Origin of the sequence: Aeromonas sp. HMWF016, assembly GCF_963878195.1 — a bacterium.
GTDB lineage: Bacteria > Pseudomonadota > Gammaproteobacteria > Enterobacterales > Aeromonadaceae > Aeromonas > Aeromonas lacus.
Genome location: NZ_CAWNWX010000074.1, coordinates 41981 through 61290, shown reverse-complemented (window position 1 = coordinate 61290; position 19310 = coordinate 41981). Strand labels below are relative to the sequence as shown.

General features: G+C 61.2%; 15 protein-coding genes and 2 tRNA genes. 5 read left to right on the top strand and 12 right to left on the bottom strand.

What is annotated here, in order from left to right; all coding sequences use genetic code 11:
- Positions 1-9 precede the first annotated feature (9 nt).
- Positions 10-4317 (top strand): choice-of-anchor K domain-containing protein, encoded by a 4308-nt coding sequence (locus tag AACS24_RS10815; RefSeq protein ID WP_108570664.1) that lies wholly within the window; start codon positions 10-12, stop codon positions 4315-4317.
- Between the two features lie 69 nt (positions 4318-4386).
- Here AACS24_RS10815 and AACS24_RS10810 read toward each other — a convergent pair whose 3' ends face one another.
- Positions 4387-4881, bottom strand: a complete 495-nt coding sequence (locus AACS24_RS10810; protein WP_033114575.1) for a hypothetical protein — start codon at positions 4879-4881, stop codon at positions 4387-4389.
- A 176-nt stretch (positions 4882-5057) separates the two neighbouring features.
- Between AACS24_RS10810 and AACS24_RS10805 the strand changes: the two genes are divergently transcribed.
- Positions 5058-7022, top strand: a complete 1965-nt coding sequence (locus AACS24_RS10805; RefSeq protein WP_108570663.1) for a sensor domain-containing protein — start codon at positions 5058-5060, stop codon at positions 7020-7022.
- 62 nt (positions 7023-7084) lie between these two features.
- On the opposite strand, the gene rraB is transcribed toward AACS24_RS10805, so the two are convergent.
- A complete protein-coding gene (gene rraB / locus AACS24_RS10800; protein ID WP_033114697.1) occupies positions 7085-7420 on the bottom strand; it encodes a ribonuclease E inhibitor RraB in 336 nt (111 codons plus the stop codon).
- Between the two features lie 264 nt (positions 7421-7684).
- On the opposite strand from rraB, the gene AACS24_RS10795 reads away from it, so the two are divergent.
- The 3 genes from AACS24_RS10795 (at position 7685) to AACS24_RS10785 (ending at position 9551) form a co-directional block, all read left to right on the top strand.
- Positions 7685-7760 (top strand) — tRNA-Phe (locus tag AACS24_RS10795).
- Positions 7761-7764: 4 nt separating this feature from the next.
- Positions 7765-7840: transfer RNA gene (locus tag AACS24_RS10790), tRNA-Asn, on the top strand.
- Between the two features lie 436 nt (positions 7841-8276).
- Positions 8277-9551 carry an alpha/beta fold hydrolase gene (locus tag AACS24_RS10785; RefSeq protein WP_108570662.1) on the top strand — a complete coding sequence of 425 codons (1275 nt, stop codon included), beginning with the start codon at positions 8277-8279 and terminating at the stop codon, positions 9549-9551.
- Between the two features lie 77 nt (positions 9552-9628).
- Here AACS24_RS10785 and AACS24_RS10780 read toward each other — a convergent pair whose 3' ends face one another.
- The 10 genes from AACS24_RS10780 to AACS24_RS10735 form a co-directional block, all read right to left on the bottom strand.
- Positions 9629-10870: a beta-ketoacyl-ACP synthase gene (locus AACS24_RS10780; RefSeq protein ID WP_108570661.1), complete on the bottom strand. Its 1242-nt coding sequence runs from the start codon at positions 10868-10870 to the stop codon at positions 9629-9631.
- The gene (locus AACS24_RS10775; RefSeq protein WP_108570660.1) at positions 10867-11592 is read right to left on the bottom strand and encodes a 3-ketoacyl-ACP reductase FabG2; all 726 of its coding nucleotides are present in this window, start codon (positions 11590-11592) and stop codon (positions 10867-10869) included. Before AACS24_RS10775 ends, AACS24_RS10780 begins: the two co-directional genes overlap by 4 nt.
- Positions 11589-12047 (bottom strand): ApeP family dehydratase, encoded by a 459-nt coding sequence (locus tag AACS24_RS10770; RefSeq protein ID WP_108570659.1) that lies wholly within the window; start codon positions 12045-12047, stop codon positions 11589-11591. The genes AACS24_RS10775 and AACS24_RS10770 overlap by 4 nt, the downstream gene beginning before the upstream one ends.
- Positions 12044-13210, bottom strand: a complete 1167-nt coding sequence (locus AACS24_RS10765) for a beta-ketoacyl-[acyl-carrier-protein] synthase family protein (protein ID WP_108570658.1) — start codon at positions 13208-13210, stop codon at positions 12044-12046. Before AACS24_RS10765 ends, AACS24_RS10770 begins: the two co-directional genes overlap by 4 nt.
- Entirely contained in the window at positions 13207-13761 is a 555-nt protein-coding gene (locus tag AACS24_RS10760; protein WP_108570657.1) for a DUF3261 domain-containing protein, read from the bottom strand. The genes AACS24_RS10765 and AACS24_RS10760 overlap by 4 nt, the downstream gene beginning before the upstream one ends.
- Entirely contained in the window at positions 13761-16076 is a 2316-nt protein-coding gene (locus tag AACS24_RS10755; protein ID WP_375123990.1) for an MMPL family transporter, read from the bottom strand. The genes AACS24_RS10760 and AACS24_RS10755 overlap by 1 nt, the downstream gene beginning before the upstream one ends.
- A complete protein-coding gene (locus AACS24_RS10750; protein WP_108570667.1) occupies positions 16063-16659 on the bottom strand; it encodes an outer membrane lipoprotein carrier protein LolA in 597 nt (198 codons plus the stop codon). Before AACS24_RS10750 ends, AACS24_RS10755 begins: the two co-directional genes overlap by 14 nt.
- Entirely contained in the window at positions 16659-17081 is a 423-nt protein-coding gene (locus tag AACS24_RS10745) for an acyl-CoA thioesterase (RefSeq protein ID WP_141689715.1), read from the bottom strand. The genes AACS24_RS10750 and AACS24_RS10745 overlap by 1 nt, the downstream gene beginning before the upstream one ends.
- Complete coding sequence (locus AACS24_RS10740) at positions 17074-18624, bottom strand: HAL/PAL/TAL family ammonia-lyase (RefSeq protein WP_375123989.1); 1551 nt, start codon at positions 18622-18624, stop codon at positions 17074-17076. Before AACS24_RS10740 ends, AACS24_RS10745 begins: the two co-directional genes overlap by 8 nt.
- Positions 18625-18631: 7 nt before the next feature.
- The coding region (locus tag AACS24_RS10735) for an LpxL/LpxP family acyltransferase (protein WP_441296531.1) at positions 18632-19310 on the bottom strand (679 nt) is incomplete at its 5' end.

Sequence of the window (19310 nt, the reverse complement as noted above, 5' to 3'; positions counted from 1 at the left end):
CCGGCCAGCGTGACCATCGGCGCGAACGGCAAGGCCGAATTTACTGTTACTACAGTAAACGACACCATTTATGAGATGGATGAAAAGCTTGCTGTAACTATCAGTGGTGTGAAGACCAATTCAGCATTTGAAGCTATCTCGATAGTAAATGGAAAAGGTAGTGCTGAGAGCGTCATTGTGGACAACGATGCTCCCCCTACCGTGGTGATCAATAAACCTGCGGTGGTGTCCGAAGAGGGGCTGGCCAACGGGTTGCCTGATACCACAGGTAATACAGATACCACGAATGCGACCGTCGCCAGCGGGACTATTACTGTGGGTGATGCCGATAGCAGTAGCGTTATGGTCAGCCTCTCTGGCCCGTCAGGGCTCAAGGCTGGCGGGCTGGATGTGAAGTGGAGTTGGGATGCATCAGGCAAGGTGCTGACCGGGTATACCGGTACCTTGGGTGGTGCGGACTATAAGGCTGTGCTTGATGTCAAACTGACCGCACCTGCAGGAAGCACCAAAGGCGATTGGGGTTATGACGTAACTCTGAAAGGTGCCCTCGATCATCCGGTGGCTGGTGCCGAGGACACGCTGAGCTTCAACGTCGGAGTCTCTGTTTCTGATGGTCAGAGTACTACGGTCGGTTGGCTGCCCATCACCGTTGAAGACGATGCTCCCATTGCTCTTGCCACCGATGGTATTTCCGTCACTAAGACAAACATTCCGAATGTATTGACTGGTCTGTTTGATTTGACTCGGTACTCGGCAACAGCAAACCAGAGAGAGCTTGATCTGGACGGGTTTAAAATCACGGCAAAAGGATTCAAGTCGTCGACCGATTCAACTCTTATTGCTGCAGATGTTAATGCTTCAACAGCTGGGCTTGGTGTTGCCAGTAGCAATAGCCCTTATCACAACCTGGCCAATGAAGTTGATTTTCGCCTCTTTGACAATGGCAAGTCTGCATCTGAGGAGCTAATCGTCAAGCTCGATCCGGGAACCGTGGCCTATGGTGCCAACATCAAGTTCAGCCAGATGTTTGGCGGCGAGAAGGAGAGTGGTGTCGTGGAGTTTTACCGCGGAGGAGTATTGATCTCCACACTGACATTTAGCTCGGATGCGGCAGGTGGAGAGTACAACCAGAACTTCCAGGTGCAGCAGGGCGGTTTTGACACCATGGTGATCAAGGCCACCAACAACGGCAACACCAATACCTCAGACAACAGCGACTTTACCGTCAAGTCTATCGAGTTCATAGGCTCCTCTACCCCGCAGGCTATTGCTTATGGTTCGGGTACAGTTGCAACGCAATGGGGGGCGGATGGTAAAGGTTATATGGCGCTGGACATCAAGCCGGAAGATTTTGAACGTGGCCTGCTGACGGCCACTGGCTCCCCCATCACTATCAGTAAGAGTGGGAACAACACCCTGCTGGGGAATGATGAGAGTGGCAAATTGGTCTTCAAGTTGGAGTTCACCCCTGCTACCGGCAAGTGGGAGTTCTTCCAGTATGCCGAGATGCAGCGTCCGGACGATGGCGACATCGACTTTACCTTCAAGGCATATGATCGCGATGGTGACGGCTCGCAAGGCAGCTTTGCTGTCAACCCGCTAGTACGCCCGACAGTGGTCAATATAGCAAGTGACAGCGAGCTTGAAGGTACCAGTCTGCAACATGTCGTGACCCTTAGCGGGGTGACTAATGTGGCGACCGAGTACAACTTCTCCATTGCTGGCACTGGAACGAATTCCGCGACAAGCGCTGATTGGGGAAGACCAACATTTAGCAATGGTGTGACTTTGAGCGCTGATGGTAAGAGCGTGAGCGTTCCTGCAGGGGTGACCAGCTTCACGGTTACTGTGCCTACAGTGAACGATCGTCTGGTTGAGACTAACGAGACTCTGCAAGTGACTGTGGGTGACAAGAGTGGCACCGGCACCATAGTCGACAATGATTTCTCGGTGCGGCTCGGTGGTGGTCTGGTCGATGAGGATGGTTTGTCTGGTGGCAACGCCGTCTTGCCCGAGCCTGTCGGGACGCCGACCAGCGGTCCGCTTTCGGTGACTCAATCGCTGCAGGTTACCGATGGCAATGGTGGCAACGTATCCGGCGTTCAGCTCAAGTTGGTCAGCATCACCGGATTGAGTGGCATTACCGGCATTGATGGCCAGCCCGTGAATGTGGTGCAGGATGGTGCGGGTCTCAAAGGTTACTTTGGAACCAACCTGGCCAATGTGGCCTTTACCGTAACGGTAGACAACAACTCGAATCCGCCGAGCTATACCTTCACCCTGATCAAGCCGCTCAGCCACCTTGTGGATGGTCAAAGCAGCGTATTGAACAGTCAGGATGAGCTGCGTCTCACGGTGAATTATGAGGTGAGCAAAGCTGGTTCCGACACTGCGAGCGGCTCTTTCGATGTTGCCGTGCGTGATGATGTACCGGTTGCTGTGGTCGATGATGCCAAAGTTAATGTGGTTGTTGATTCATTCCAAGTTTCGGGGGTTGATGCTAACTGGGTAAATTGGAGTGGTGGTTCGTATGTCAAAGTCAGTGACTCTGATGATGTTAACCCAGGTAAAGATCAGATTCGTTGGGGTGGGGGTAGTAATCCGTCTGGCTACGGCTTCCTGGACAATGATGCGGCATTGAATGGCGCAATTCCGATCAATGAAGAGATCAAACTGGGCACATTCACTCACTACAACAACCCGATTTATAACGATGCTATCAGTGCTGCAACGATGGAGGTCACTTTCTCCGTAACTGATGCACTGGGACGGGTCACACCAATAAAACTTGTTGTGAATTTCAATCATAACGAAACCCCCAATGACAAATGGGGGAATGGTGATGACATCATCTCGATCGGTAATACGACCGCAACCTTCAACTTTGAAGGTAAGGCATACACGCTGGAGGTACTGGGTTTCCGCGATGCGGGTGGCAATGTGGTGAAGACTATTTACACCAAAGAGAATGCCAGCAACAGCTTCGATCTGATCGTCAAGTTGGTGGAGGGATCTGGTTATCAGCTGCCGCAGACCACAGGAAATGTGCTGGCCAACGATCTTGCCGGTGCTGATGGTGTCCTGAGTGTCATTGGCTACGGAGTCGGCAGCAGCTCGACCACCTATACCAACGGCGCTGGTACCCAGGTAGTTGGTCTGTACGGGGTGCTGACCATTCTGGCCAACGGTGCCTATACCTATCAGGTCACCAAGAATGGCAGTCAAATCCCGGCTGATGCGCGCGAAGTGTTTAGCTACAGCGTGCGCGATGGTGATGGCGACACCACCAACAGTACTCTGACCATCAGCGTCAACCCGGTGGACAGTAACGGGGTTCCGGTTCATCTGCCGCTAACTGTTGATGGTACCGACCTCAATGATTCCATCGTGGTGCGCAATGGCGAGAGAGCGGCTAATCCTGACCGCATGGATGTTTCCTTCGGCGGTAATCTGCTGGGTGAAGTCACAACCAGTAACGGCGGCACCGACCATATACATAGCGGTACCAGCTACAACAAGGGAAGTGCCGACCAGATCGTTAGCAGCGGTGCCGGCAATGACCATATCGAAACCGGCAGCGGCAACGATGTGATTTATGCAGGTAAAACCGGAGCTGATGGATTTGGTACCGACGATTCGTTGCAACTGACGGTAGATCAGCTCAAGGCTCATCACATCATGACCGGCAGCTTGTCTGGTGCCGATGCCATGCTTGATGGTGACGGTCTGCTGCTGAGCGTTGATGTGAGCAGCCGACAAGCGGATGTGGTCAATGGTGGCAGTGGCAATGACAAGATATACGGGCAATCAGGCTCCGACATCCTGTTTGGTGGCACCGGTGACGACTACATCGATGGTGGCAGTCACAACGATGCGCTGCGTGGTGGTCTGGGGAACGATATCCTGATCGGCGGGCTCGGCAACGATGTGATGCGTGGTGATGGCGGTTCAGATACTTTTGTCTGGAACAAGGGGGATACCGTATCCGGCTCTCTGACCAAGGATTACATCATGGACTTCAACAAGGGGTCAGGCACTGTCAATCTTTCGGAAAGTGACAAGCTGGATCTGCGCGATTTGCTGGATCACGACGGTTCTCGCAACCAGAACGATCTGAAGAGCCTGCTCTCGGTGTTTGAGGACAACGAAGGGGTGCATCTGCAGGTCAGGGAGGGCAGCTCTACTTCTGCGATTACCCAAGAAATCGTGTTGATGAACCACACCTTTGGCAGTCTGACGGGCGGTTCGGCGACCACGGCCAATCAGGTGATCGATTACATGTTGAATAATCACATGCTCGATATTGACAAGCCGTAAGCACTAACAGCTACGCGATAAAAAGCGGCAGAGAAATCTGCCGCTTTTTTATTTTTAAGCGAAGAAAAATCAGTTGCCGAGGGTGGCGAACAGACTCTGCTCCAGGGTTCCGCGAGAGACACAGACCGGCTTGATGGAGGGGGCCGGTACGCGCTCGCCTGAGGATTCAACGAAGAACAGCTCGGTGTTGCCCTTGACGTTGACGGTCGCCACGCTGCTGTTGCCGCTCTGGGTGATGATCAGGTTGATCTGCAGGTTGGGGTTACCCAGCGCGACTTTGGAGCCCATGGTACCGCAATCCAGCCACTCCAGACCGTCGGCAGAGTGCTCGACGTTGGCGGTCATCAGGCCGGAACCGCGCTGGCTGTTTTCGATGTTGAGGCCGTGATCGGTGAACCACTTCTCGGCACGGGCCCATACCAAGTCAACTGGGATCGCCATCTCCTGGGTATTGTTGGTCGCCTTGGCAATCGGCGGGTTGTAGCGGTACTCTTCACCACCATTGTTGTCACCGGCACAACCGACCAGCAGCAGCGCCAGAGCGCCTCCCATAATCTTTTTCATCTTCTTTCTCTCGTCCATTTCATCCGGCCATTGGCCAACCGGCGCCTATTATCTCCGGAGCGACAATCTCTGTCAGCAAGCATCCTGCATCGACCGCGTTATTGTGCCAGTCAGGTCGCTTTACAAAACCGGTTTGCTATCATAGATTTGCTCGAAATTCCTCCATAAGCGCCCCTGTGAACAACATGCTCACCCCGGATCTGCTGCAGCAGATCATCGACCATCTGCCAATGAGTATCTTCTGTCGGGATAAGCATGGGTGCTACCTCTTTGCCAACCGCATGTTTGCCAGCGAGGCAGGCTATCTCTCGCCTGCCGAAGTCGTCGGCAAGACGAATGCGCAGATGCCGTGGGGAGACATCTTTAGCGAGGAGGACAAGCAACTGCTGGCGAAGGGGGAGCCGCTGCTTTATCAGCAACTCCACTGCAACAGCGGCGGCAACACCAGCTGGATGGAGATCCACAAGGTGCCGCTCTATGACCAGCAGGGCGAGCCTTATGCCGTGTTTGGCGTGGTCAACGAGATTGCGCAACGAAAAAACCTCGAACAGACGGTCAAGAACCAGCAGGTATTGCAGCGGTTTTTGCTGGATGCGATCCCCGATATTATCCGCTTCGATGACCATAACGGCGTGCTGCTGGAGTGCAATCAGGCTTTTCTCGACTTTATCGGGCAGCGGGCCGAGGAGGTGCTGGGCCACCAGATCCCCTATCGCCTCTCTGCGCCGCAAGGGATGGATCAGGGAGAGTGCTGCCTGCTGGACGCCAGTGGCAAGGGGCGGCACATGGAGATCACCCGGGTGGATGTGTCCGATGGTGATGGCTACTCCCTCGGGGTGCTGACGCTGGGTCGCGATATCACGGGGCTGCGTACCACTCAGGCCCAGCTGCAACAGGAGCAGCACTACGACAGCCTGACCGGCTTGCTCAAGCTCTCCCGCTTTCTGCAGACCAGCCGCCATCTCGGTGGCCGTAATGCCACGCTGGTGCTGGTCGACCTGCACCATTTTCGCGAGATCAATGATCGCTTCGGGATCCGGATTGCCGATCGCCTGCTCAGTCAGGTGGCCAAGCGGCTGCAGCAGTTGGCGCCGCCGCGCTCGCTGCTGTGCAGGGTGGCGGCTGATGATTTCAGCCTGCTGCTGCCCGAGCTCAGCGAGCCGTTGCCAGGGTGGAGCCAGCAGTTGCAGCAGCAGCTGATGGAGCACTATCAGGTGGAAGAGCACCGCATCCAGATCCCGGTTTTCCTCGGGCTGGCTCAGGGCAAGGCCAATGATGCCGAACGGCTGCTCAGCCATGCGGAGGCTGCACTGGCGCAGGGCAAGCGGCAGCAGCACTACACCACCCTGTTCGATCCTGAGCTCCATGCCAAGCTCAAGCGGCGGCAGCTCATTGCGGCCCAGCTGCCACTGGCCATCAAGTCAGCCCAGCTGGTTGCGGTCTATCAACCCATCGTCTGCAGCAGAACGCTCCGGTTGCACGGCGCCGAGTTGCTCTGTCGCTGGCCCCATCCCGAGCTGGGGATGATCTCCCCCGACGAGTTCATCCCGCTGGCAGAAGAGATGGGGGTGATCGGCCAGCTTGGTCAGCTGATGCTGGAGCAAGGTTGTGCCCAGCTGGCACAGTGGCAGACGGCTTGCCCGGAGATGATGCTCTCCATCAACCTCTCGCCGCTGCAATTTCGTGATCCGGCCCTCTGCGAGCTGGTACAGGGTTGTATCGTCCGCCATGGGCTCAAGGCCAGTCAGCTGGAGCTGGAGATCACCGAAGGGGTTCTGATGGAGAATGCCGACCAGATAGAGACCAACCTCGACAACCTGATCGCCGCCGGCTTCCAGCTGGCCATCGATGACTTTGGCACCGGCTACTGCTCGCTGGCCTATCTGCCGCGGCTCAAGGTCGCGACCCTCAAGCTGGACCGCAGTTTTACCCATGGGCTTGCCAGCAACACAGCGACGACCGCTATCGTGCGTTCCGTCATCGGGCTGGGCCATGAACTCGGGATCCGCATCACGGCCGAGGGGGTGGAAACGCCGGAGCAGCAGCAGTGGCTGACCGATGCCGGTTGCGATCGCCTGCAGGGCTACCTGTTCAGCCGGCCGCTGCCGCCGCAGGAGTTCGCCGCCAGCTATCTGGGCTGACTTCGTGCCAGAAACAACAAGGCCACCTTGCGGTGGCCTTGTTGTTTGGCGATGGGGCAGGATCAATCCTGGAAGTAGGTGCCCCAGCCATCGTAGTCCACCCCGTATTTTTCGAGGATGGGCAGCATCTTGGCGATATCGGCCACGATGGCTTCGACATTCAGCTTGCACTCGATGGTGGCATCGAAGCAGAAGATGGTGGCGCCGTCATCCAGTTCCATCTCTTCGGCATCAGTCACTTCGAAACCGGCCTTGAACAGGTCAACCGCTGCTTTTTCCAGACGGTCGAAATCCTGGCAGGCGAAGTGGTGTTCAATGTCGTAATCCGCGTCAGGGTTGCTGCCGTCGGCCAGCAGCTCGTTGACGATCTCTGTGGTCTCTTCACGCCACTCTTGCATATTCAGACTCATGTTGCCTCCAGGCGGTATCGTTGCGGCAAAGCATACTCGCACAGCGCATCCGGCTCAATGCGGCAAACCTGCAGAAGCGCTGATTTCCCGCTGTTTGGTGATGAATGGCACAGGAGAGTGGTGTGGCGAGCCCGGTTTTTGCCCCGAAACGGCCAATAACTACCCGTTGCGTTCAGTTGTTGAGCGAACAAACTTTTTATCGTGCCAGCGTGGTTGACACCATGCGCCGGAAAGGGTTTAATGCGCGCCGTTGCCCAGATAGCTCAGTCGGTAGAGCAGGGGATTGAAAATCCCCGTGTCGGCGGTTCGATTCCGTCTCTGGGCACCACAATTCCTCCTTAGTTCAGTCGGTAGAACGGCGGACTGTTAATCCGTATGTCACTGGTTCAAGTCCAGTAGGAGGAGCCAAATTCGAAAAGCCCGCTCAATCGAGCGGGCTTTTTCATTTCTAGCTGCCGTTGCAGGCGGCTAAAAAGAGCGTCGCGCCACAGGTGGCACTGAACAGCAGCATGCCGGTCTGCAACATGCTGCCAGGGCATGGCTTTTTCTCTCTTTTTCCGGCCCTGATCCACTTTGGTTTCATCACGTTCCCTTATCCATTTTGTCGGCCTGAATCCCTGCACTCCTCTGCAGGCTCGCCATCTTTGTTGAATGAGTGCATGGCGTCAATCTCCCGGCCAGGAGAATAATTCAGCAAGCAATCTCCTCCCTGACTGCGCGATTCAATCCTCTTTTTGCACCCTTTGAAGCAGCTTCCACATTCGCAAAAAGCGGCATGACCCGGCTGGCGAGCGAGGCTAAGATGGGCTGAGCCTATTCCGACCTCGACATGGAGAGAGTCAAGATGAGCAGCCCACTGCACTACGTACTGGACGGCATCCACTGCGAGCCGCACTTTTTTACCGTTCCACTCGATCACGACGATCCCGATGGCGAGAGCCTGACCCTCTTTGCCCGCACTTTGTGCCGCAAGGAGCGGCTCGATGACAAGCTCCCCTGGCTGCTCTTTTTGCAGGGCGGCCCTGGGTTCGGGGCGCCGCGCCCGACCGCCAACAGTGGCTGGCTCAAGCGGGCGCTCGAAGAGTTTCGGGTGGTACTGCTCGATCAGCGGGGCACCGGCATGTCGAGCCCCATCCACAGTCATACACTGGCCAAAATGACCCCGGCTGAGCAGGCGGAGTATCTCAGCCATTTCCGCGCCGACAGCATAGTGCAGGATGCCGAGTTTATCCGGCAGGAGCTGAGCCCCTCCCACCGCTGGAGCCTGCTTGGTCAGAGCTTTGGCGGCTTCTGCTGCCTGACCTACCTCTCGCTCTTCCCCGACAGTCTGCGGGAGGTCTATATCACCGGCGGCATCGCGCCGATTGGCCGCAGTGCAGAGGAGGTCTACCGCGCCACCTACCAGCGGGTGGCCGACAAGAATCGCGCCTTCTTTGCCCGCTTCCCCCATGCCCAGCCCATCGCCAACCGGCTGGCCAACCATCTGCACCAGCACGATGTGCAGCTGCCCAACGGCCAGCGCCTGACGGTGGAGCAGTTCCAGCAGCAGGGGCTGGATCTGGGGGCCACGGGCGCCTTCGAGGAGCTCTACTATCTGCTGGAGCAGGCCTTTATCGGCGACAAGCTGAGCCCGGCGTTTCTCTATCAGGTGCAGAGCATGCAGCCATTCAATACCAATCCGCTGTTCGCCATCCTGCACGAGGCCATCTACGCCGAAGGGGAGGCGACCCGCTGGGCCGCCGCCCGGGTCAGAGAGGCACTTCCCGAACTGAACTGGGCACCCGGCAAGGATTTCGCCTTCACTGGCGAGATGATCTTCCCCTGGATGTTCGAGCAGTTCCGCGAGTTGCTGCCCCTGAAAGAGGCTGCCCATCTGTTGGCCAACAAGGCGGACTGGGGGCCGCTCTATGACCCGGCCCAGCTGGCCCGCAACCAGGTGCCGGTGGCCTGCGCCGTCTATGCCGAGGATATGTATGTGGAGTTTGACTACAGTCGCGAGACGCTGCGCGGTTTGGGTAGCAGCCGCGCCTGGATCACCAACGAGTATGAGCACAACGGCTTGCGGGCTGATGGTGAGGTGGTGCTCGACAAACTCATCGCCCTGAACCGGGATCGCTGAGGCGGATAGAGACGCCGGATTGCGGATAAAACAAGGGGCCATATCGGCCCCTTTTTCGTTGCTTGCGGTGATGTTACTTATTTTGTCTCGTCGCGCCAGCGGCGGAAGATCAGCGAGGTGTTGATGCCGCCAAAGGCGAAGTTGTTGGACATCAGATACTCGATCTCCAGCTGTCGTCCTTGACCCGTGATGTGGTCGAGGGGCTCGCAGGCAGGATCCGGGTTGGCCAGATTGAGGGTCGGAGCAAACCAGCCGTCGTGCAGCATCTCAAGCGACAGCCAGGCTTCGATGGCGCCACAGGCGCCGAGGGTATGGCCGAAGTAGCTCTTGAGCGAGGAGATGGGGGTTTTGTCACCGAAGATGGCGGCGGTTGCCTGGCTCTCGGCGATATCGCCCCGCTCGGTGGCGGTGCCGTGGGCACTGATGTAGCCAATTTGCTCGGGACGCAACCCGGCCTGATCCAGCGCCATCTGCATGCAGAGCTGCATGGTCTGGCTCTGGGGTTGGGTAACGTGGGCCGCATCGCAGTTGGTGGCAAAGCCGACCAGCTCGGCGATGATGGGCGCACCGCGGGCGAGGGCATGTTCCAGCTCTTCGAGCACCAGAGTGGCAGCCCCTTCCCCGATCACCAGTCCGTCGCGATCCCGGTCAAACGGGCGCGGGGTGAGCTCGGGGGTATCGTTGAGCTGACTGGTGGCAAACAGGGTATCGAACACCACAGCTTCGGAGGGGCAGAGCTCCTCCGCGCCACCCGCCACCATCACGGTCTGGTAGCCGTGGCGGATCGCCTCGTAGGCGTAGCCGATCCCCTGGCTGCCCGAGGTGCAGGCGCTGGATGTCGGGATGACCCGGCCACGCAGGCCAAAGAAGAGGCCGGTGTTGACCGCCGTCGTGTGCGGCATCATCTGCACATAGGTGGTGGCGGTGATGTTGGCGGTGGTCTTGTCGTTGAGCATGGCGCCAAAGGCGCTGATGGGCGCCGTGCTGCCGGTGGAGGAGCCATAGGCGATACCGGTGCGGCCATCGCTGAGCACAGGTTCGTTCAGCAACTTGGCCTGCTCCAGCGCGAGCTCGGAGGCCACGGTCGACATCTCGGAGACTCGCCCCATGGCGCGGATCTTCTTGCGCGGATAGTGGGCCGGCAGGGTAAAGTCGCTGATCGGCGCGGCCAGCCGGGTGTTGAGCCCGTCATAGACCCCCCACTCGTGCATGGTGACCACGGCATTGCGTCCTGCCTGCAGGCGCGGTTTGACGCTGGCCCAGTCGTTGCCAAAGGCGGTCACACCGGCCATGCCGGTGACTACGACCCGTCGATTCATATCAGGCCTCCGTTGATGGAAATTACTTGCCGGGTGACATAGCCGGCGATGTCGGACATCAGGTAGGAGACCAGACCGGCTACCTCCTCTGCCTGCCCCATGCGTTTGAGGGGGATCATCTTGAGCGCTTCACTCTCTACCTCCGGGCTGACCATGCCGGTATCGATCAGCCCTGGTGCCACGCAGTTGACCGTGATCCGCCGTTTGGCGAGCTCCAGCGCCAGCGCCTTGGTCGCGCCGATAAGGCCAGCTTTGGAGGCGCTGTAGTTGACCTGACCGCGGTTGCCCATGATACCGGAGACCGACGAAAGGGTAACGATGCGTCCGCCGCGGCGCAGCCCGATCATCGGCATGATGCAGGGCTTGAGCAGGTTGTAGAAACCGTCGAGGTTGGTGTGGATGACATCATCCCACTCATCGTCGGTGAGCGCCGGGAAGGCGCCGTCACGCACGATGCCCGCATTGCAGACCACGCCGTAGTAGGCACCGTGCTGCTCGATGTCGGCTTCAAGGCGTTCGCGGCACAGCTCGCGATCGCCGATATCGAACTGGATCAGTCGCCCGGCCCCGCCCTGGGCGGTGATCTCGTCGAGGGTCGCCTGTGCCCCCTGCTGGTCGCTGTGGTAGTGGACGACTACGGTGAAACCGTCGGCCGCCAGCTTGATGGCGATGGCGCGGCCAATTCCCTTGCTGGCGCCGCTTACCAATACGGTCGAGTTCATTGTTTCTGCTCCAGTAAATCTGTCAGTTGTGCCTCGGTGGGCTGATAGGTGCTCAGGCGGGCTCTGGCACACTCGCGATCCCCAATCCAGATGCTGCATTCAAAGCTGGCCATCCCGCCATCCTGCAGCAGGCAGTGGGCCTCGATGCGCAGCAGGCTACCGGCGGCGAAGACTGGCAGCTGGCTCTGGTATTTGCGGGTTCCGAGCAGCATGCCGATCCGCACCGGCTCATGGTGGCTGTGCGCCTGCATACCGGCCCAGGCGGCGATGGTTTGCGCCATCAGTTCGATACCGCACCAGCCGGGCAGATCGCCATTGTCATCGAGCAGCAGCGCCTGCCGGGCTCCTACCACCGTTTCGCAGCAGACCCCGTGCTCGTCGTGCGCCGTGACGCGCTCGAGCAGCAGCATGGGCGCACGATGGGGAAGCAGTTGTTCTATGGGAGGAAAAGTCATGATGCCTCTTTGCCAAAAATCAGGCTGACGTTGTTGCCACCAAAGGCAAACGAGTTGGACATGATGATATCGACCGGCCCCTGATCTTGAACAAGGGCGATGGGGCCCAGCGCCGGATCGGCGGTTTCACCCTGCGGTGGCAGCGGCAGGCCACGCTCGATCAGCAGGCAGCAGAGCGCCGCTTCGGTCGCACCGGCAGCCCCGAGGGTGTGGCCGGTCAGTACCTTGGTCGAGCTGACCGGCACCTTGTTCGGGAAGAGGCGTGCCAGCGCGCGGCTCTCCATCTCGTCGTTGAGACGGGTGGCGGTGCCGTGGGCATTGACGTAGCCGACCTGCTCAGCCTCAAGGCCGGCGCGGGTCAGCGCCATCCGCATTGCCCGCTCGGCCCCTTCCCCTTGCGGGTGCGGCGCCGAGATATGCCAGGCATCCGATGACTCCCCATCCCCCAGCAGGGCAAGCGGAGCGGGCTCCAGGCTCACCAGAAACAGGGCCGCCCCTTCGCTGATGTTGATGCCGTCGCGCCCGGCGGCAAACGGCTGGCAGCGCTGTTCACTCAGGGACTCCAGACTGTCAAAGCCGTTGAGGGTGAGGCCGCACAGGGAGTCGGCCCCACCGACCAGCGCCACATCGGCCTGACCGCTGGCCAGCAGGCGGCGGGCGGTGATGAAGGCGCGCGCGCTCGACGAACAGGCGGTCGAGATGGTCATCGCCGGTCCCTCAATGCCGAGATGGGCGGCGAGAAACAGCGACGGCGAGCCGAGCTCCTGCTGCACGTAGTCAAATGGTGGTGGCAGCGGGTCGCCGCGCTCGCTCGCCGCGACGGCGGCTTCGGCCTCGCCGATGCCGGAGGTACTGGTGCCGAGCACCAGCGCTATCCGCTGCGGGCCGACGCGGGCGATAGCGGCGTTCACTTCATCTTCGATATCGGCCAGCGCAGCGAGCAGCAACCGGTTGTTGCGCGAGTCGTAGGGGGCGATCGTCACCGCTGGCAGCGGATGGCACACCCGGCCAACCGGCGAGGTGCGGCCATCGACCAGCGTCCAGCGCTCGCCATCGAGCGGGCTGGCGCCACGGGTGCGCCACGCCTCGAGGGCGGCACTCACCTCATCCTTGCCACGGCCGAGGGCGTTGATGAGGCTGTAGGCGTGAATGTAGAGGGTCATTGCGCCAGATTCTCCAGTTGCAGGCGGTAGCCAAAGCGGTGCTGGGTCAGGCTGACCGGCTCGCGCTGGCCTTGCCAGCTCTGATAGCGGATCTCGGTGACCAGCACGCCGGCAGGGTCGGTGAGGCGGCGAACATCCCCCTCATCGATCAGCTGCCAGCCCGCCGGCAGGCGGGATTGCCACTCGGCCAGCGGCCAGTAGCAGAGCATCACGTCAGCCAGCACCTGAGCCGGTGGGGGCAGGGCATTGCCGGGCAGTGGGATCAGCCGCTCGCTGTGAATGCCGCTTTGGTCGTATTGCACCTTGAAAAGGCGCGCCCCGGTCGGCATCAGCCCGACCAGGGTGATGCCCTGCTGGCCAGCTTCCAGCGCGGTGAGCAGCTGATACTGCTTGCCCTCGACGCTGGCGATCAGCAACTGCTGACGGTTTAGCGGTTCGGCGCGCTGGGGCGCCGGCAGTGAGAGGGGGACGCCCGGGGCGATAAACGCCTCAATTCCTTGCTGGCTGCTGCACCCGGTCAGCAGTACCAGCAGCAAGTACCAGTATCTCATCATGACTCCGCAGCTGGCCGCGGGGCCAGCACCATGGGCGATAACAGAAACGCGGTGAAGATCCCGCCGCTCAGCACTATCCCGAAACCGGCGATGGCCGGGGTGTTGCTGAGCGCCAGCAGGCCGAAGGCCAGCAGGGTGGTGAGGTGCGCCAGCAAGATGGCGAGCAGGGTCGATTGCTGGCGGGCAGGCTCGCTGCCGCAGTGGGCGAAGAAGAGCCCGTAATCGATGCCGATGCCGAAGATCAGGCTCAGCGCCAGCACGCCAAAGAGGGTGAGCGGCTGGGCACTGAAGCCGAGTAGCGCCAGCCCCATGGCGATAGCCAGCCCGTTGACCAGCAGGATGCGCAGGGTCAGGCGCCAGCCGATGCGATGCCAGAGCAGCCCCATCACCAGCACCACCGCGACCAGCAGCAGCTCGGCGAGCTTGAGGCGGTAATCGGCAAAGAGCTGGCTCCACTGGCTGCGCTGATCCTGCCAGATAATCCCGTCATGCTCGTCGGCCAGACGGGCCAGCGCGGCGGCATCGTGAATGCCGGCCAGCGGCACCCAGATCCCGACCCGGCCATCGGGCAGGGCGTACCAGAGCAGGCGGCTCCCTTCGCTGACCGGGCTGTCTAGCCACGCCTCGGGGGTCAGCAGATCCAGGGGGCGAGCGCTGGCCTCCACCGGTACACCGGCAGCCTTGAGGGCGGTAATGACGCCCGGTTGCAGCGCCATGATGGCCTGATGATCTGCCTGCTGACGTGCTTTGGATGGTATCCACTGGCTGATGGCTACAAACTGGTCGAGCACCTTGTGCTGGCGGGCCAGCTCAAGCTGATCCGCCAGTGTTTCGAGCCGGGTGAGGGCTTGCTCGCCATCGCTGCCCACCACCAGATAGCCGGTCATACCGCCCTGCTGGCCGGTCAGTTGCTGGATCTGGCGCTCTTGCGCCTGCAGCTCGTGGGGCAGGGGTTGCAGCTTCTGGATGTCGTCATCGACCTCGAGACGGCTGATGCCGATGGCGCTGATCAGCAGTACCAGTAGCGGCAGCCAGCGGCGAAGGCCGCCCGGGCGCTGCCAGGCCTCAATCCAGCGCACCTGCCAGTGGCGGATGGGCAAAGCTCCCTGCGGCAGGTCGCCCAGCCAGTAGGGGAAGAGCAGCAGCACAGTCAGGAAGGCGGCCAGCAAGCCTGCCAGCGCGCAGATGGCGAGCTGCTGCAGCCCCGGGAAGGGGGCGAGCCAGAGCAGGGCATAGCCGATCAGGGTGGTGAGCAGCGCCAGACTCAGCCCCGGCAGCAGGTGGGCGCGAGTCTGCGCCGGTGTCTCGTGGCCATGCAGGCGCCGCTCGCTCAGGAAGTGGATGGCATAGTCGATGGAGATGCCGATGAGGCTTGAGCTGATCACCAGGGTGAAGACGTGGATCTCGCCAAACACCAGTAGTACGGCGCCGAGTCCCCATAGCATCCCCATCGTCAGCGGCAGCAGGGAGAGCAGCAGGGCGCGCACTGAGCGAAACGCCAGCCAGATCAGCACAATGACCCCGACAAGGGAGCCCAGCCCGATGGTCGAGATATCCTGCTCGGCGAGCGTGCTGGCGTGCTGGCTGTAGAAGAGGGTGCCGCGGCGCAGCAGTTCGACGCCCGGATAGTGCTGGCGCAACTGCTGCTCGGCGGTTGCCAGCTCGGTGAGCAGCTGGCGGTTATGCGCCATGTCGAAAGCGGAGAGGTTGAGCTCGGCCCGCACCATATACCAGCGGCGGCCATCCGGCCCAGTGCTGCTGAGCCAGCCCTTTTCGTCCAGCTGCATCGGACTCTTCTGCTCAAGCACTGCGGCGCGGGTCAGCAGCAGGGGATCGGCCTGCCACTCGGCGCGCGAGACGCCGCCGAAGGGGGAGTAGATCTGCCCCAGCACCCACTGACTCCACCCCTCCGGGCCACTGGCCAGCCGTGCCCGTGCGCTCGGCGTGAGGTGTTGCCACGCCATCTGCCGCATGTAGCTCTGCCAGGCGCCGGCGAGGGTCGGCTGGGCCGCCTTCAGATGTTCCAGTGAGTTGATGCCGGCCAGCTGCTTGCTCCACGCGGTCGCGGCGGCTTCACCATTTTCGCCGGCGGGCAGGCTCACCAGCCACACCAGCTGCCGGTCGAGGTTGCCGAGCAGTCCGGCCCTGATTTCCGGATGCCACTGCTGGTGCTCCTCTTTGGGCAGCAGATCCATCACGCTGGTATTGAAGCGGGCGCGGGGCAGGGCCAGCGCCAGGGCAAGGCAGACCGCTACGCAGAGCAGTAGCCACAGTCGCCCCAGCAGGCACCACTGTTTCTCAGTGAGCATCAAAACGGGATCGCTCCTCGGCATTCAGGGGCAGGGTTTTAAGCTGCCAGTCAACAAAGCGGATCAGGGTGACATCGCCCTGTTTGTCATGGATGGCGAGCGATACGAGCTCGTGACGCCCCTTGAGCACCAGACTGGCGAAGACCTTGTCGAGAGGTGAGCGGATGGGCTCGAGGGTCAGGGTCCACTCCTCCCCCTCGCTGGAGAGGGTATGGCGAAAGTAGTTATCCAGCGCTGCTTCGCTCGGGTCGAACAGGGCCAGCATCAGATTGCTGAACTCCAGCAGTTGCGGGCTGTCGAGGGTCTGGGCCGGTTGACCGGGCAGCTGCTGCACCATGCGTGTCGGGGTGAGGGTCAGGGTCAGGGGAAAGGGCTTTTGCTGCTGCCACCAGAGCCCTTGGCCCTTTACCAGCAGCAGCTCGCCGCTGGAGCGCAGCGCCTGGGTGAGGCCGCTGATCTGGCGCTCCTGCTCGAAGCGGGCGCTGCGGGCATCCGCCGCCGTGAGCTGTTGCTGCACGTCGGCCAGGGTGATTGCCAGTGCGGGCCAGGAGAGCAGGGCCAGCAGCAGAAGGGTGAGGCGGGCCATCATTCGCTCACCCCCAGCTTGTCGAGCAGCACCTGTGGCGAAGCGAAGCACATCTCGCCGCTCTGTTTGCTGACCGCCACTTGCACCGTGTAACCCTTGCTGGTGCGCTTGCCGCTCTGCGGGTCATAGAGGAGGTAATCGATCTTGAGGCGGTGCTGGTACTCGACCAGGGTGGCGCGCACCCGCACCGTCTGGCCAAAGCGCAGCGGGGCTATGTACTTCATCCGCACATCGATGACCGGCCACAGATAGCCGGAGGCCTCCATTTGCGGGTAGTTGTAGTCGATGCGGTCGAGCAGGGCGCAGCGGGCCAGCTCGATATAGCGCAGGTAGTGGCCGTGCCAGGCGACGGCCATCATGTCCACGTCGTGGAAGGGGACGGTGACATCGACCTCGGCACTCAGTTGCCAGGGCTCAGACATGGGGCACCTCGTCATAAATCGGGTAGTGGCGCGATTGCAGGCGGGCCATCATGGCGCGCAGCTCGGTTTCCAGCGGCCGGTCTTCGCAGAGGAAGGGGTGATCGCGGCGCACCGCCGTGACAGTGGCTGCGAGCACCGGGCTGAGGGTGGTCAGGTCATTGCCCTGCAGGGCAAGGCGCAGCTCGACCCCTTGCACTGCCGCCAGCAGGCTGGCGCTGGCCACCTGCTCGGTCAGGGTCAGTACCCGCAGCGCATCGCGGGCGGCAATAGTGCCCATGCTCACCTTGTCCTGATTGTGACACTCGGTCGAGCGCGAGAAGACGCTGGCAGGCATGGTGTGCTTGAGCGCTTCCGCAGTCCAGGCCGAGGCGCCGATCTGCACCGCCTTGAAGCCGTGGTTGATAAAGCGGCGCTCGGCGCTTGCGCCGGAGAGGTTGCTCGGCAGCCCCTGATTGAACTTGCTGTCGACCAGCTGGGCTAGCTGACGGTCGAGCAGGTCGGCCAGATTGGCCACCGCCACCTTCATGCTGTCCATCGCCATGGCAATATGGCCGCCGTAGAAGTGACCGCCGTGCATCACATGCTCCCCGTCACCGTCGATGAGGGGGTTGTCGTTGGCGCTGTTGAGCTCGTTTTCGATAAGCGTGCGCCACCAGGGCAGGCTGTCGGCCACCACGCCGATGACGTGGGGGGCGCAGCGCAGGGAGTAGCGATCCTGCAGCCGGTTGCTGTGGTGCGGCAGCTCGCCGCTCTGCAGATCGGCGCGCAGCCAGGCAGCGATCTGCTGCTGGCCCGGGTGGGGCTTGGCGGCAAACAGTCGCTCGTCAAAGTGGAAGGCGTTGCCCGCCATCGCCACGCTCACCAGCGCCGTGATGCGGGTGCAGAGCCGCATCAGGTAGTCGCAGCGGGAATAGGCGAGGCAGGCGAGCGCCGTCATCACCGAGGTGCCGTTCATCAGCGCCAGCCCCTCTTTCGGGCGCAGTTGGAGCGGTGTGACGCCGAGCTCGCGATAGAGGTTGGCCGTGTTGGTCAGCTCCCCGTTGCGATAGAGTTCTCGCTCGCCGATGAGTGCTGCCGCCACGTAGGAGAGCGGGGTGAGATCGCCGCTGGCGCCGACCGAACCCTCTTCGGGAATGCGCGGCAGCAGGTCTTGCTCCAGCAGCCAGGTGAGCCGCTCGAGCAGGGGCAGGCTTACGCCGGAGACCCCCTGTGCCAGCGAGTTGAGGCGGGTAGCCAGCACGGCGCGGGTGGCGGCCAGACTCAGGTTCTCGCCCATGCCACAGCCGTGAAAGCGGGTCAGGTGCAGAGGCAGGGTATCGACCAGATCGAGCGGCACCGCGCGGGTGACCGAGTCGCCATAGCCCGTGGTGACCCCGTAGATCACCCCTTCCTCGGCGAGCAGCCGGTCAAGATAGTCGGCACCGCGCTCGATGCGGGCCCGGAACTCGGGGGCCGGGTTGAGGCGTGGCGTGGCGCGACGTTCGGCCAGCGCGACGACCTCTTCGATGGTGAGGGGGCGGGCCCCGAAATGGATCTCGTGCATGCCTTGTTCAGTCCTGCTCATCGGTCAGATGCCAAAAGTCGAAAAAGTTGAACCACTCCAGCGGCGCACGCAGGCAGTGGTGTTCCAGCCGGTTGGCGTAGTGCTGTATCCGTGCCTCGAGCTGCTGCTGGCGTCCGGCGCGTGGCAGGGGCGAGCCATCGGCGAACGGCTCGAAATGCACCCGAAAGCGCCCCTGCTCCCGCAGCCCGAACATCAGGTAGGTGGGGCAGCCGAGGATGGCCGACAGCGCAAACGGGCCGAGCGGGAAGGGGGCCTTGGCACCGAGAAAATCGGCCCAGACCACCCGCTTCTCTTTGGTCACCGAAGTGCGATCACCGACGATCACCACCCACTCCCCCGCCTCGATGCGCGATTTGAGCATGATGGCGGTATCGGCCCCCAGCTCCTGCACCTGCACCAGATTGAGGCCGGAGTCGGGGTTCACCTCCTGCAACAGGGTGTTGAAGCGGGCGGCGTGGCGGGTAAAGACCAGCGCCGTGATGCGTACCCCTTGCGCCTTGCTGCCAAGGGCGCGGCACAGCTCCAGATTGCCCAGATGGGATCCTATGATGAGGGCTCCCTTGCCGCGAGCAGCCTCGTAATGGTGCGGGTTCACCAGCTCGATGTCGTCGAGACCTATATCGCCGCGCCAGGCGGCCAGTTTGTCGAGCGCCGCCTCGCCAAAG

Excerpts from the sequence above, each read along its gene's own strand:
- AACS24_RS10740 (WP_375123989.1), bottom strand. The coding sequence starts at position 18,624 with ATGCACGAGATCCATTTCGGGGCCCGCCCCCTCACCATCGAAGAGGTC.
- AACS24_RS10750 (WP_108570667.1), bottom strand. The coding sequence starts at position 16,659 with ATGGCCCGCCTCACCCTTCTGCTGCTGGCCCTGCTCTCCTGGCCCGCA.
- AACS24_RS10745 (WP_141689715.1), bottom strand. The coding sequence starts at position 17,081 with ATGTCTGAGCCCTGGCAACTGAGTGCCGAGGTCGATGTCACCGTCCCC.
- AACS24_RS10785 (WP_108570662.1), top strand. The coding sequence starts at position 8,277 with ATGAGCAGCCCACTGCACTACGTACTGGACGGCATCCACTGCGAGCCG.
- AACS24_RS10780 (WP_108570661.1), bottom strand. The coding sequence starts at position 10,870 with ATGAATCGACGGGTCGTAGTCACCGGCATGGCCGGTGTGACCGCCTTT.
- AACS24_RS10775 (WP_108570660.1), bottom strand. The coding sequence starts at position 11,592 with ATGAACTCGACCGTATTGGTAAGCGGCGCCAGCAAGGGAATTGGCCGC.
- AACS24_RS10765 (WP_108570658.1), bottom strand. The coding sequence starts at position 13,210 with ATGACCCTCTACATTCACGCCTACAGCCTCATCAACGCCCTCGGCCGT.
- AACS24_RS10770 (WP_108570659.1), bottom strand. The coding sequence starts at position 12,047 with ATGACTTTTCCTCCCATAGAACAACTGCTTCCCCATCGTGCGCCCATG.
- AACS24_RS10760 (WP_108570657.1), bottom strand. The coding sequence starts at position 13,761 with ATGAGATACTGGTACTTGCTGCTGGTACTGCTGACCGGGTGCAGCAGC.
- AACS24_RS10810 (WP_033114575.1), bottom strand. The coding sequence starts at position 4,881 with ATGAAAAAGATTATGGGAGGCGCTCTGGCGCTGCTGCTGGTCGGTTGT.
- rraB (WP_033114697.1), bottom strand. The coding sequence starts at position 7,420 with ATGCAAGAGTGGCGTGAAGAGACCACAGAGATCGTCAACGAGCTGCTG.